Annotated in this window: 16 protein-coding genes and 2 pseudogenes; 4 read left to right on the forward strand and 14 right to left on the reverse strand. The window is 63.4% G+C overall.

Annotation, left to right across the window (positions count from 1 at the left end):
- The 13 genes and pseudogenes from MOV74_RS17160 to MOV74_RS17220 form a co-directional block, all read right to left on the reverse strand.
- Nucleotides 1-278, reverse strand: a pseudogene (locus MOV74_RS17160) (DNA repair protein RadA); the annotation flags it as partial.
- Nucleotides 279-348: 70 nt separating this feature from the next.
- The gene (locus MOV74_RS17165) at nt 349-744 is read right to left on the reverse strand and encodes a hypothetical protein (protein WP_246924689.1); all 396 of its coding nucleotides are present in this window, start codon (nt 742-744) and stop codon (nt 349-351) included.
- A 54-nt stretch (nt 745-798) separates the two neighbouring features.
- A complete protein-coding gene (locus MOV74_RS17170) occupies nt 799-1,518 on the reverse strand; it encodes a sulfite exporter TauE/SafE family protein (protein WP_246924691.1) in 720 nt (239 codons plus the stop codon).
- A gap of 58 nt (nt 1,519-1,576) precedes the next feature.
- A complete protein-coding gene (locus tag MOV74_RS17175; protein WP_246924693.1) occupies nt 1,577-2,494 on the reverse strand; it encodes a ribokinase in 918 nt (305 codons plus the stop codon).
- A gap of 10 nt (nt 2,495-2,504) precedes the next feature.
- A complete protein-coding gene (gene rpiB / locus MOV74_RS17180; RefSeq protein ID WP_246924695.1) occupies nt 2,505-2,951 on the reverse strand; it encodes a ribose 5-phosphate isomerase B in 447 nt (148 codons plus the stop codon).
- 63 nt (nt 2,952-3,014) lie between these two features.
- Nucleotides 3,015-3,809 carry a transporter substrate-binding domain-containing protein gene (locus tag MOV74_RS17185; protein ID WP_246924697.1) on the reverse strand — a complete coding sequence of 265 codons (795 nt, stop codon included), beginning with the start codon at nt 3,807-3,809 and terminating at the stop codon, nt 3,015-3,017.
- A gap of 19 nt (nt 3,810-3,828) precedes the next feature.
- Complete coding sequence (locus MOV74_RS17190) at nt 3,829-4,587, reverse strand: amino acid ABC transporter ATP-binding protein (RefSeq protein WP_246924721.1); 759 nt, start codon at nt 4,585-4,587, stop codon at nt 3,829-3,831.
- 1 nt (nt 4,588) lies between these two features.
- Nucleotides 4,589-5,257: an amino acid ABC transporter permease gene (locus MOV74_RS17195; protein WP_246924699.1), complete on the reverse strand. Its 669-nt coding sequence runs from the start codon at nt 5,255-5,257 to the stop codon at nt 4,589-4,591.
- 7 nt (nt 5,258-5,264) lie between these two features.
- On the reverse strand, nt 5,265-5,948 hold the full coding sequence (locus MOV74_RS17200) for an amino acid ABC transporter permease (protein WP_246924700.1): 684 nt from the start codon (nt 5,946-5,948) through the stop codon (nt 5,265-5,267).
- Between the two features lie 10 nt (nt 5,949-5,958).
- A pseudogene (locus MOV74_RS17205) lies at nt 5,959-6,861 on the reverse strand (NAD(P)-dependent oxidoreductase); the annotation flags it as partial.
- A 51-nt stretch (nt 6,862-6,912) separates the two neighbouring features.
- Nucleotides 6,913-7,653: a FadR/GntR family transcriptional regulator gene (locus tag MOV74_RS17210; protein WP_246924704.1), complete on the reverse strand. Its 741-nt coding sequence runs from the start codon at nt 7,651-7,653 to the stop codon at nt 6,913-6,915.
- A gap of 405 nt (nt 7,654-8,058) precedes the next feature.
- Nucleotides 8,059-8,331, reverse strand: coding sequence for a hypothetical protein (locus MOV74_RS17215; RefSeq protein WP_246924707.1), 273 nt, complete (start codon nt 8,329-8,331; stop codon nt 8,059-8,061).
- A 99-nt stretch (nt 8,332-8,430) separates the two neighbouring features.
- The gene (locus MOV74_RS17220; protein ID WP_246924709.1) at nt 8,431-8,652 is read right to left on the reverse strand and encodes a hypothetical protein; all 222 of its coding nucleotides are present in this window, start codon (nt 8,650-8,652) and stop codon (nt 8,431-8,433) included.
- Between the two features lie 135 nt (nt 8,653-8,787).
- Between MOV74_RS17220 and MOV74_RS17225 the strand changes: the two genes are divergently transcribed.
- From MOV74_RS17225 to MOV74_RS17235, 3 genes are all read left to right on the forward strand, one after another.
- Entirely contained in the window at nt 8,788-9,564 is a 777-nt protein-coding gene (locus MOV74_RS17225; protein ID WP_246924711.1) for a potassium channel family protein, read from the forward strand.
- A 203-nt stretch (nt 9,565-9,767) separates the two neighbouring features.
- The gene (locus MOV74_RS17230; protein ID WP_246924713.1) at nt 9,768-10,136 is read left to right on the forward strand and encodes a GFA family protein; all 369 of its coding nucleotides are present in this window, start codon (nt 9,768-9,770) and stop codon (nt 10,134-10,136) included.
- 91 nt (nt 10,137-10,227) lie between these two features.
- Complete coding sequence (locus MOV74_RS17235; RefSeq protein WP_246924715.1) at nt 10,228-11,046, forward strand: DUF4886 domain-containing protein; 819 nt, start codon at nt 10,228-10,230, stop codon at nt 11,044-11,046.
- A 138-nt stretch (nt 11,047-11,184) separates the two neighbouring features.
- On the opposite strand, the gene MOV74_RS17240 is transcribed toward MOV74_RS17235, so the two are convergent.
- Complete coding sequence (locus MOV74_RS17240) at nt 11,185-11,955, reverse strand: exodeoxyribonuclease III (protein WP_246924717.1); 771 nt, start codon at nt 11,953-11,955, stop codon at nt 11,185-11,187.
- A 40-nt stretch (nt 11,956-11,995) separates the two neighbouring features.
- Between MOV74_RS17240 and MOV74_RS17245 the strand changes: the two genes are divergently transcribed.
- Complete coding sequence (locus MOV74_RS17245) at nt 11,996-12,217, forward strand: cysteine rich repeat-containing protein (protein ID WP_246924719.1); 222 nt, start codon at nt 11,996-11,998, stop codon at nt 12,215-12,217.
- Nucleotides 12,218-12,382 lie beyond the last annotated feature (165 nt).

Below are 12,382 nucleotides of genomic sequence, written 5' to 3' on the forward strand. Positions count from 1 at the left end.
ACCAGCAGCACCGAGCCGCGGACGAAGCCGCCGCCGGTGACGCGGTCGAGCTCGCTCATTCCCGAGGACAGGCGCGGCGCGTCCGGGCTCTTTCCGGCGAGGCTCTCCAGCGCGAACGTTCGCCCCTTGCGCTTGGAGCGGATCGACACCGGCACGCTGCCGCTGGTGTCCTCCTCGGCAAGCGTATTCCACTCGCCGCAGGACTCGCACTTGCCCTGCCAGCGGTTATAGGCCGCGCCGCAGTTCTGGCAGACGAAGGAGAGGGTGTTCTTGGCCATGGATGTGTTGAGTCGTTGCCCTGTGCAGGTGCTTAGCACGATCGGAGATGGGGGTGCGAAGCGTTCCTCGCTACCGCGCTTTCTGCAACTCGTCCTTGCGCTTGCAAAGCAGGTAGGACTTCCCGTCGATCTTGATCGTGCCGTTCGCGCCCGGCGCCAGCTTGATCGTGACCTTACTGCCGTTCACGCCCTTGGTGTAATCGTCCCAGAACTCGAAGCAGGTGGCGGACAGCACGAGGCCGTTACCGGCCGGCGTCTTGCGGTCGATGCGGCAGTGGTTTTCGTAGCGATCGACCAGCGGGGCCGGCTTGCCCTTGATCACGTTGTCCAGGTCGATCATCGTCTTGCTGTCCGGGCCGTCATTGTCCCGGCAATCCTTTTTCGTCGACGCCCACAAGCCGTCGAACGGCTCCGCGGCGAACACTGGCGATGTTGCGAAGAGGACGATTCCGGCGGCGGCGATCATGGGAACGTTGCGCATGCGGGTCCTTTGCTCGGCGGTATGTCTCGGAGGGGGCAGTCAGAATGCGTTCAACAGCATCGTCAAGCCGGCCGCCAGCATGATGCCGTCCATCAGCAGGCGAAACATCTCCGGCTTCAGGTGCAGCACGAAGCGCTTGGCGACGAAGGCGCCAACCATCAGCGACGAACCCGCGATCAATCCCTTCAGGGCGACATCGGCAGTCAGCGCCCCGAAGCGTTCGAACGTCACCGACTTGCTGAGATAAAGCCCCAACGACGAGGCCGCTTCGGTGGCGAGGAAGGCGCCCTTGCTGAGCCCATAGAACAGGAATAGCGGCACGCTGAGCGGGCCGGTCGAGACCACGATGCCGGTGAGATAGCCGATGATTGCGCCGCCGACGGCGAGGTGCCAGAGATTGGCTTTGAGGTCGTGCCGCGCCAGGAAGTGCCGCACTGGCACCATCGCGATCAGGAAAAGGCCGATGGCAAGATCGACGGCATGCGAGGGCAACGCCAGCAGCGTGCGCGCGCCGAGCGCTGCGGCCGGAATGCCCGTCACCGAATAGGCCGCGCAAGCCCGCCAGTCGACCTCGCGCCACCAGGCCAGGATGCGTGAAAAATTCGCCATGACGGAGGCCACCGCCATGATCGGCACGGCCTCCTTCGGCCCATAGGCATAGACCAGCACCGGCATCAGCATGATCGACGATCCCGTGCCGACGATGCCTGAGATGGTGCCGGCGATGAGGCCGACGGTGAGGACGAAGAGGAAGGCCAAGGGCAGTCTCCACGAATCGGGAGAGTTTAGCCGTGACCAGCGATGTGGGCGATCCGTGCTAGGCGAGGGAACCTATCGCACTGCGCATCGGCATGCCGGTCTGGGCGCCGGCTTTGAGGCATTTCAATGCGGCGGCTTCGCAGCTCACCTCGAGCGCGCGTTGCAGCGACATGCCTTCGCCGAGCATGGCCGCAAACGCGCCGACAAAGGTATCGCCGGCGCCGGTCGTATCCACCGGCGTAATGCGCGGAGCGGGGGTGCGCTGGCGGGTCCCGTCGGCCGTCACGGCCAGCGCGCCTTGCGCACCGGCAGTAACGATGCAGGTGAGGTTGCCCGCTCCGGCAAGCCCGGCGGCTGCAGCTTCGTAGTCGGCGAAAGCGAGGCCGATGGCGGCGGCCGCGTCGAGCGCCTCGTGCTCGTTGACCAGGAGATAATCGGTGACGGCGAGAAGCGCCGTCACCATCTCCCGGGTCATCTTGTCCGGCACGGGCGCGAGATTCCAGATCACGGTGCCGGAGGCCGATGCGGCTCTGCGCGCAGCTTCCAGCGCCTGCGCAAAGGGCACTTCCATCTGAAGCACCAGCACGATGCCGGAATGGAGTAGCTCGGCAGCAAGATCTCCGGCGCTCGCAGTCATGTTGGCTCCGCTCGCCACCGTGATTGCGTTCTCTCCGGCTTGATCGACCGTGATGAACGCACAGCCGGTCGGCTCGTCGGTCCTGATGACGAGATCGGCGTCGACGCCATTGGCCCGGAGGTTCTCGATCGCGCTTTCACCAAATCCGTCCCGGCCGACGCGGCCCGCCATGCGCACGCGTTTAGGTCCCGCGATCCGCGCGGCGGCGACGGCCTGATTGGCGCCCTTGCCGCCGAAATGCGTCTGGTAGGACGGCGCGAGCACCGTCCGGCCAGGAACCGGAATGATCGGGACCTCTGCGACCAGATCGATGTTGAGCGACCCGAACACCAGGATCATGGAGAGCCCGTCAGCCTTGTTCGTCCATGACGCGCAGCTTCTCGACGCGGCGGCGGAAATCCTCGTCGGTGGAAAATTCGGCGGAGAGGTAGGACGAGACCAGATCCACCGCGAGCCAGGCGCCGACGATCTGCGCGCCGATGCACATGACGTTGACGTCGTCATGCTCGACGCTCTGATGGGCGGAATGGACGTCGTGGCAGACCGCGGCGCGGATGCCCTTCATCTTGTTGGCGGCGATCGAGGCGCCGACGCCGGTGCCGCACACCATGATGCCGCGTGCGGCTTCGCCCGATGTGACCTTCTGCGCCACGGCCCGCGCGATGTCGGGGAAATCCACCGGCCTGTCGTCATAGGAGCCGACGTCGATGATGTCGTGGCCGAGCTTGCGGATGTGATCGATGACAGTCTGCTTGAGTGGCCAGCCGGCGTGGTCGGATCCGATGACGAGACGCATGTGGTGTCCTTCTTGATCTTGCATTGACCGTGACAGCCGCGTGCGACTGTCACGGCTCTTGGTTCAGCTACGCATGTCGGGCGGCAGCTCGACCCCGTGGAATTTCTTGTAGATTGCGTTGAGCTTGCCGTTTTTGACGTTCTCGGTGATCCAGGCGTTCAGCTTGTCCATCAAAGGCTGCTCGCCCTTCTTGAGGCCGATGGCGAGGTCGAACGTCGCCAGCGGAATTTTGGACTCGAAGACGCGGGCCGGATTCTTGACACCGATCTGGTTGATGATCGTCGCCGAGGTGCCGACACAATCGACCTGGCCGGAGACGGCCGCCGTCACTTCCGTAGCGTCGTCGTCATAGCGGGCGATCTTCAGCTCCTTGTCCTTCATATTGGACAGGGTTGTGTCCTGCGTGGTGCCGCGCGAGACGCCGATCGCCTTGTCCTTCAGGTCAGGCCAGTCCTTGACGTTGAGCGATTTCAGGCAACCGATGTCGGATTGAAGCGTTGCGTAGCGCTTGGTGAAGTCGATCACCTTGGCGCGCTCAGGCGTCACCGACAGGGTGGAGATGATGATGTCGGCCTTGCCGGTCAGGACATTGGGAATGCGGGTCGCGCCCGTGGTCTGGATGAACTCGAGCTCGAGCCCCCAGTCCTTGGCGAGCAGCTGGGCCACTTCGACGTCGGAGCCGGTCGGCTTCATGCTGCTGTCCATCATGCCCGAGGGCGGGATGGCGAGGTCGGTCGAAATGCGGATCTTCTTCGCTTTCATGATGTCGTCGAGCAGGTCGGCCGATGCCGGCGTGGCGGCCACCATGAGGAAACAGCACAGTGCGGCCGCTGTCCCCAGCAATGTCTTGTTGCTCATCCCTAGTTCTCCTCTCCTGTTATGATTTTAGATTTCCAGTACCCACGAATTGGGTGAGCTCTGGCGTCGTCGGCGACGTCAGGATCGAGGCAGGCCCGGTCTCGTGGACCTTGCCGCGATGCATGAAGACGATCCGGTCGGCGATGCCCCTGGCGAAGCCCATCTCGTGTGTGACCATCACCATGGTCATTCCATCGGCTGCCAATTGCTCGATCACCTTCAGCACTTCTCCGGTGAGTTCGGGGTCGAGCGCGGAGGTGACCTCGTCGAACAGCATGACTTTCGGCTGCATCGCCAGCGAGCGCGCGATCGCGGCGCGCTGCTGCTGGCCGCCGGAGAGCTGTTCGGGATAGGCATGCAGCTTCTCCTCGAGCCCGACCTGCGCCAGCACTTTTCGCGCGAGGTCCTTGGCCTGCGAGCCGGAGATGCCCTTCACGGCGCAGGGGGCCAGCGTGATGTTCTGCTCGATCGTGAGGTGCGGAAACAGATTGTAGCTCTGGAACACGATGCCGACATCCTGGCGCAGCGCGCGCAAGTTCACATCCGGACGGTCGACACGGTGCCCGCAGACGACGATCTCGCCGCCGTCGACCTTCTCGAAGCGGTCGATGCAGCGCAGTGCCGTGCTCTTGCCGGAACCGGAGCGGCCGATCAGCGCCAGCACCTCGCCGCGTTCGACGGCAAACGAGACGCCGTCGAGCACACGGAGCGGGCCGAAGCTCTTCTGCACGTTGTGGAGCGATACGATCGGTTCGGAGGAGGGTGCGTTCTGCTGCATGTCAGGCTGGCGCCAGGTTGGATCTGCCACGCCCCATCCGCCGTTCCAGCCTCTGGCTGAACAGCGACAGCGGATAGCACATGGCGAAATAGGTCACGGCGATGATGGCGTAGATGGCGAATGGCTCGAACAGCGAGTTGTTGACGATCTGGCCGGAGCGCATCAGCTCGACGAAGCCGACGACGGAGGCCAGCGAGGTGTTCTTGATGATCTGCACCATGAAGCCGACGGTCGGCGGCGTCGCGATGCGGATCGCCTGCGGCAGGATCACCTTCGTCATGCGCTGCGTCCGGCTCAGCGCGAGGCCCTCGGCGGCCTCCCATTGCGGCTTCGGCACGGACTGGATGCAGCCGCGCCAGATCTCGCCGAGATAGGCGGCGACATAGAGCGTCAGCGAGGCGCCAGCGGCAGCGAGCGGCGAGACCTTGAGGCCGATCGCGGCAAGGCCAAAATAGCCGAGGAACAGGATGACGAGCAGCGGCGTGCCCTGGATGAGCTGGACATAGACGGCACTGGCGATCCGCACGGATTTGAGCGGCGAAATCCGCGCGAGCGCGATCACGAAGCCGACGATGCCGCCGCCGATCAGCGCGATCATCGACAGGCCAATGGTCCACAGCGCGCCCTGGCCCAAAAACATCAGATGGTTGATGTTGAGATGTCCGCCCATTGTCATCTCACAATGGCGTGCCGAGCCGGCGACGGCGCGGAAACAGCACGAGGCCGAGGCCCCAGAAGCCCGCGCGCATCGCCAGCGACAAGATGACGTAGAGCACGGCGACGATGATGTAGGTCTCGAACGCCCGATAAGTGTCCGACTGGATGTAGTTGGCGACCGCGGTGAGCTCTTCCGCCGAGATCTGCGAGCAGACCGAGGAGGCCAGCATCAGCAGCACGAACTGGCTGGTCAGCGCCGGATAGACCTTCTCGATCGCCGGCAGCAGGATGATGTGCCAGTAGATCTGGAGGCGCGACAGCGCCAGCCCTTCGGCCGCCTCGATCTGTCCGCGCGGGATCGCCTCGAAACCCGCGCGCATGATCTCGGCGGTGTAGGCGCCGACATTGATCGTCAGCGCGGCCACCGCCACGGCAAAGGCGGAGAATTTCAAGCCGAGGCTGGCGAGACCGAAATAGACCAGGAAGATCTGCACCAGCAGCGGCGTGTTGCGGATGGTCTCGACATAGGCCTTGCAGGCGCCCGCGATCAGCGAATTGTGTGTGCCGCGCCCGACCGCCGCGAGCGTGCCGAGCAGGGCGCCGAGCACCGTCGCGAAGGCCGCAAGCTCCAGCGTGAGGACGGCGCCGGCCAGGAAATTCGGCCAGCGCTCCAGCACTGCGGGAAAGTCGAGTTGGAGGCTCATTGCCGTCGGCTCAGCCGGTTACCTGGTTGGTCATGCGGTCGTACACGCCGAACAGGGCCTGGTTGCCGTTGCTGCCTTCGCCATGTGCGCGCGCATCGACATATTGGCTGGTGACAAGCGCGGTGCCGGGGAGCGGCACGCTCAGCGCCTGCGCGTGCTCCTGCACGAGGCGGAGGTCCTTGAGCTGCAGATCGATGCGGAAGCCGGCCGAGACGTCGCCCGCGATCATCGCGGGGCCGAGCTTGTCGAGCATCCAGGAGGCGGCGGAGCCACCGAGCAGCACGCGGCGCAGCAGATTGAGATCGAGGCCCGAGGCACGGCCGAGCGCGAGCGCTTCGCAGATCGCCTGGATGTTGATGCCGCAGATCAGCTGATTGCAGAGCTTGACGGTCTGGCCGGCGCCGGACGCGCCGACATGCGTGATGGTCGTGCCCATCGCACGGAAGAACGGCTCGGCCTGGGCAAAGGCGTCGGCATCGCCGCCGGCCATGATTGAGAGCGCAGCGTTCTTGGCGCCCACGGGGCCGCCGGAGACCGGCGCGTCGATGAAGCCGACACTGGCTTTTTGCAGGTCGCCATGGATGCGGCGAACGGCAACCGGCGAGATCGTGCTCATGTCGACGATGAGCTTGCCGGGAGGCGGGGATTTCAGGAGGCCGTGCTCGCCGTAAATGGTCGCCTCGACATGGGGCGTATCGGGCAGCATGGTGATGACGATATCGGCGCCTCGCGCGGCATCGGCGGGGCTCTCGGCACGCGTCGCGCCTTCCCTGATGCTATCGGCCAGGGCGGCTTCGTTTAGATCGAAGACGCGGACCGCGTGGCCGGCCACCAGCAGATTGCGCACCATCTCCCGGCCCATCGTGCCGATGCCGATGAAGCCGACATTGCCCTTGTCGTTCCGTCCCATGTCATCAGTCCGTTTCTTGTTTGATCGGCTTCTTGAGCGATTGGCAGTCTGCGATCAGCCCGAGGCGCTGGACTTGTCGATGTCGCCGACGACGGCGCGTCTGCGGTATTCGTCGCCGATGGCAAAATGCTTGCGTAGCGTCGCATCCGCGCGCTCCGGATCGCGCGCAACGACCGCTTCGAAGATGCGCCGGTGATCGTCGATCAGATAGGTCTTCATCGACGGGAAGGCCTGCACCAGCTCGCGGCGGCTGCGGTGCGAATGCGTCAACAGGCCCGCCAACGAACCGTGCAGGACCGTCAGCGTCTCCGAATGCGAGGCAACCACGATGGCGCGATGGAAGTCGAAGTCGGCCATGCCGCCCGCATCTGCCTCGTCGATCGTCTCCCCGATCTTCGCCAGCGCGCGCTGCAGCCGTTCGAAATCGGCAATGTTGGCGCGCTCGCAGGCGAGCCGGATCGCCTGGCATTCGATCGCGACGCGCGCCTGCATGACGTCGTCGAGCATGTCCGCCTGCTGGGCCAGCGCGAAGGTGAAGAAGTCGTTCAGCACCGAGACGTCAGGCCGCGTGACCACCGTGCCGATGCGGTCGCGGATCTCGACGATGCCGAGCACGGTAAGGGCGCGCAGCGCTTCGCGGACGATCGGCCGGCTGACGCCGAGCAGGGTAGCGAGTTCGCGTTCCGAGATCAGGCGGTCGCCCGGCTTCAGCGAGCCTGCAAGCAGGCGCTCGCGCAGGAAGGCGAACACCTTCTCGAACCCTTTTTCGCCGTCGGTGGACCGCCTGAGTTCCATCCCTGTCTCTTTGGTCTGATTTTGGTCAGACCAGTATGCTTACCAAGCCACGCGGGTCAAGAGGCCCGGCTGCCAACCCGGTCGGAAAATTGCGGTTGCTTGGTTCTCAAGGCGTGGGTCTGCTACGCCGCAGGTCCCGCCCTGGACCACCGGTGGCGGTGCGCTATGGCCGCATCGACCGACATCACCAGTCCGCACCTGCGCTCAGCTCTGCGAGGAGCCATCGGCATGATCGCGGCTCAGTTGTCGGCGGCGGCATCGAGGCGGCGCTCGCGGCAAGCTGGTTGGCGGAGCTCGAATCTCCACGCCGATCTCGGCAGCACTTACTCGACGAAGACGTTCATTCTCGACACGACGACTTACCGCTCTCGCGGCTTGCGAGAGCGGTAGACACTGCGAAAAGCCTCAGGCGGCTTTTTCTTTGAGTTCGAATTCCATCTTCCAGGTCGATTGTCCGGGCTGCTTTCGGAATATCCAGACGGTGAGAGTTGAGCCGGGCGGAACTACGATACTGTCGCCTTCATGCATCGTGAATTGCCGAATATTGCTCTCTGTCGCCCATATCGAATGAGAGTAAACGTCCTTGTCGCTGGCCTTGGTGCAATTCAGAACTCCTCCGTTCATAACTGCGCGGGTGATGGTCTGGCTAACGGACGAGTCCATGTGGATAGTAGTCATCTTGGCATTCTCCAAAAGCATGAATAAAACGCCAGATGCTCTCTCAAGTTGTATCAACGTGTCAATGAGAGGCAGCCAACATTCCAGGGCTGTTTGCCCTCAGCGATGCTGGCTCGTTGCCTTCAGGGCATAATCCCGACCGGCCATCCTCGCGCTCCCCTGACGTTCTACGGACGCGAGGAGCTCCAGCTGGCCCGCCAGAGCGAGATAGGCATTGGAAACGCTGAGAAGGACATTGACGAGGCGGGGCGCCGATCTTCCATCGTTGGTGCGCGCGCGATATTGCTCGGCGAGCTTCCGGCATTCCTCGGGGTTGAGCATTAGCCCCCAAAAGAGAGCTGAACGCCGCGTCGTGTTCTGCGTTCCTATTCCAGCCAGAGGGTGGCAGGACTTGGTCCGATCTTGCGGCGCGCTGTCCGAGTTGCAATCATCCATGCAAACCGCGATCATGATTCAGTGACCCTCGCGTCTCTCAGAAGCAACGTCCGCCGCCTTTACGAGGGCGCCACGCCGAGCGGCGTCCGCTTCCGCTACGCTCTGCTCGCCTTCGATATCGTGACGGTGCTGTTCATCATCGCCACCTCCTTCCTGCAGCCCAGCGAGATCGTTGAGACGCTCGATGTCTTGTTCGGCGTAACGCTACTTGCTGATTTCTCGGCACGGCTCCTCGTCGATCGGCATCCCTTTCGAAAATTTACTCAACCCGCGACGTGGGCCGACATGGTTGCGATCGTGTCCTTCCTGGCACCGCTAGCCGGCGAGGCGGGCGGCTTTCTCCGGATCCTGCGAACGTTGGGGCTGCTTCGCGACTATCAGATGCTGGTGAGGCTCCGCATCGATTCTCCGTTCTTTCGTCGCAACGAAGAGGTCATCTTCGCCGTCACGAACCTCGCCGTTTTCATATTCGTCATGACCGGGATCGTTTACGAGACCCAGAAATTTCGCAACGAACAGATCCGGAATTATGCCGATGCGCTTTATTTCACGGTCACGGCGCTGACGACGACCGGCTTTGGTGACATCACCCTGCCGGGCACGCTTGGTCGTCTCATCACAGTCGTGATCATGATTTTCGGCGTCACATTGTTCTTCAATCTCGCCCGCGCACTCCTCAGCCCCAACAAGGTGCGATTTCCGTGTCCCACATGCGGGCTCCAGAGGCACGATGCCGACGCCGTGCATTGCAAGGCCTGTGGCACCGTTCTCAACATTCCCGATGAAGGGGCGACCTGAAGGGCTCTCGCTGCTCCCGAGGGCGGCGAACCTCTTCGATGAGGATCGGAAGTTCGGGGGGACCTGTAAGTCATTGATCGGACAGGGGGCGCCTACTGTGCATGGGGTTGTTTTCACGATTCTTGTCGATGCTCACCGCTACTGACAGCATGTTGGCAGCAGGGGCCGGCTACGACCATCACTCGACAAACGGGGAGTAGGTCATGCCGATCGAGGCAAGCTGTCATTGCGGTGAGACGGTGTTCGAGGTGACGGAGGCGCCTTCGAGCGTGACGCGTTGCACCTGTACGCTCTGCGCCAAGCGCGGCGCGCTGTGGGCCTATTACACGCCGGCGCAGTTCCGCCTGCTGTCGCCTGCGGACAACGACGCGACCTATCTCTGGGGCAGCCGCACCGTCAAACATCATTTCTGCGCGAATTGCGGCTGCGGCACCTATTCGGAGTCGCCGGACTGGTCGACCGGCAAGCCCGACTTCGACAATCCCAAGGTCGCCGTGAATGCGCGCCTATTCGACAATTTCGATCTGGAGGCCGTGCCGGTCAACGTCATCGACGGCAGGAATCTGTGGTGAGCCGGGCGCATGTCTGCTGCACGTTCGTGCTCTCTTGAGGCTGTTTTGAAAAGCTGATCTGGTTCCGACCTTGGAAAAAGGGGAGGATGCCATGATGCGTCTCGTTGCGCGAGTGATGTTCGCAATGTGTCTGGCCGTTGCGGCCTGCTTCAATGTCCAGGCGCAGACGAAGCCGAAGGTGACTTCGCTCGGACCGGATTTCCCCAAGGCCGCGCTGTTCGTCGGCAACAGCTTCTTTTACTATAACAACGGCATGCCCGGGCATCTCACCTTCATGGAGCGGGCTGCCGATCCCGCCAACAAGGCGGTGTATCGCAACACCATGGTGACCATCGGTGGCTCCGGCCTCGATTGGCACGACATGGACAATCTGCTGCGGCCGGGCGGCCTCGGCGCCTATTCCTTCGACGAGCAGAACAACGTCATCTTCAACAAGCCTGGCCGGCAGTACGACGCCGTCGTGATGATGGATTGCAGCCAATGTCCGATCCATCCGCAATTGAAGGACGCGTTCACGACCTTCGCCAAGAAAGACAGCGAGATCGTCGGCGCCCACGGCATGCGGCCGGTGTTTTTTATGTCCTGGGCCTATGCCGACAAACCGGAGATGACGGAGCAACTGGCCGAAGCTTATACGGTCGCCGGCAATGCCAATGATGCGCTGGTCATTCCAGCGGGACTTGCCTTCGCGCGCGTGCGCAAGCTCCAGCCGGAGCTCAATCTCTACGCGCCGGACAAGCGACATCCGAGTCCAGCGGGCACGTATCTCGCAGCATGCGTGACGTTCGCCGCGCTGACGGGTCGTTCGCCGGTCGACAATGCCTATGCCATCATCGGGTTGGACGCAGGGACGACGCAGCTGCTGCAGAAGGCGGCGTGGGATACGGTGCAGGAATATTACGGGCGGTGATCCGGCGCGATCTGTAGGGTGGATTAGCGCGTAGGGTGGGCAAAGGCGCACTTGCGCTGTGCCCACGATCTGTCGCTGTAAGCGAATTTGGTGGGCACGCTTCGCTTTGCCCACCCTACGGCCCCTACGGCACCTCGTTTATTTCAACACCACCCACGCTGGCGCGTGGTCGCTGGCACCGTCCTCGCCGCGGAGGTCTCTGTCGACGCCGGCTTTGACGAGGCGTGAGGCAAGGGCGGGGCTGAGCAGGACATGATCGAGCCGCAGGCCCGCATCGCGCGGCCAGCGGTTTCGCTTGTAGTCCCAGAAGGTGTAGATGCGCTGCGCCGGATGCAGCTCGCGGATCGCGTCGCACCAGCCTTGTTCGACCAGTGAGGCAAAGGCCGCGCGGCTCTTCGGCTGGATCAGTGCATCCTTGTCCCATGAGCGCGTCGGATAGATGTCGATCGGCGTCGGCGCGACGTTGTAGTCGCCCGCGAGCACCACTGGCAGATCCTGCTTGATGAAGCTCTTGGCGTGGCGCCTGAGCCGCGCGAACCAGTCGAGCTTGTAGTCGAATTTCGGTCCGGGCTGCGGATTGCCGTTGGGCAGATAGATGCTGGTCACGATGATGCCGCGCACGGCGGCCTCGATGTAGCGGGCTTCGTGATCACCGGCCCGTCCAGGCAAGCGGTCGCGGGTGAGAACGGGCTCGGCCTTGCGGGCGAGGATGGCGACCCCGTTCCAGGTCTTCTGTCCACACCACACCGCGCCATAGCCGGCCTTTTCGATCGCGGCCGCCGGAAATTCGCCATCACTTGCCTTCAATTCCTGAAGCGCGACGACATCGGGCTTCGCCGCGCGCAGCCATGCCAAGAGATTGGGCAGGCGGCGGTTGATGTTGTTGATGTTGAATGTCGCGATCTTCATGTAGAGCTACCGGCTCCTGCCTTCCGTACCCGGAGATACAATGTCCAAGTTGAACTTTGCCGCTATCGTCGTCGCTGTCGCGTTCTCCGGGCTCGCGTCGGCACAATCGTCCGACCCGCGCGGTGCGTGCAAGGCAGATTACGACAAATTCTGCGCCGGCATCGCGCCCGGCGGCGGCAAGGTCATTGCCTGCCTCAACGACAAGCGCGACCAGCTCAGCGCGACCTGCAAGACGGCGCTGGACGGCCGGAAGAAGAAATAAGTCTCGTGTCCCGGACGCGCGTAGCGCGAGCCGGGACCCAGAAGGCGGCACGACGCAATGTTGAGAAATGGGCCCCGGCTCTGCAGCGCACTACGCCGCGACGCGCGGCGCATTGCGCTGCGTCCGGGGGACGAGAGTCGGGACTAGCCCGGCAGTGGCGGCGGG

Origin of the sequence: Bradyrhizobium sp. SHOUNA76, from assembly GCF_023006445.1 — a bacterium.
Classification (GTDB): domain Bacteria; phylum Pseudomonadota; class Alphaproteobacteria; order Rhizobiales; family Xanthobacteraceae; genus Bradyrhizobium.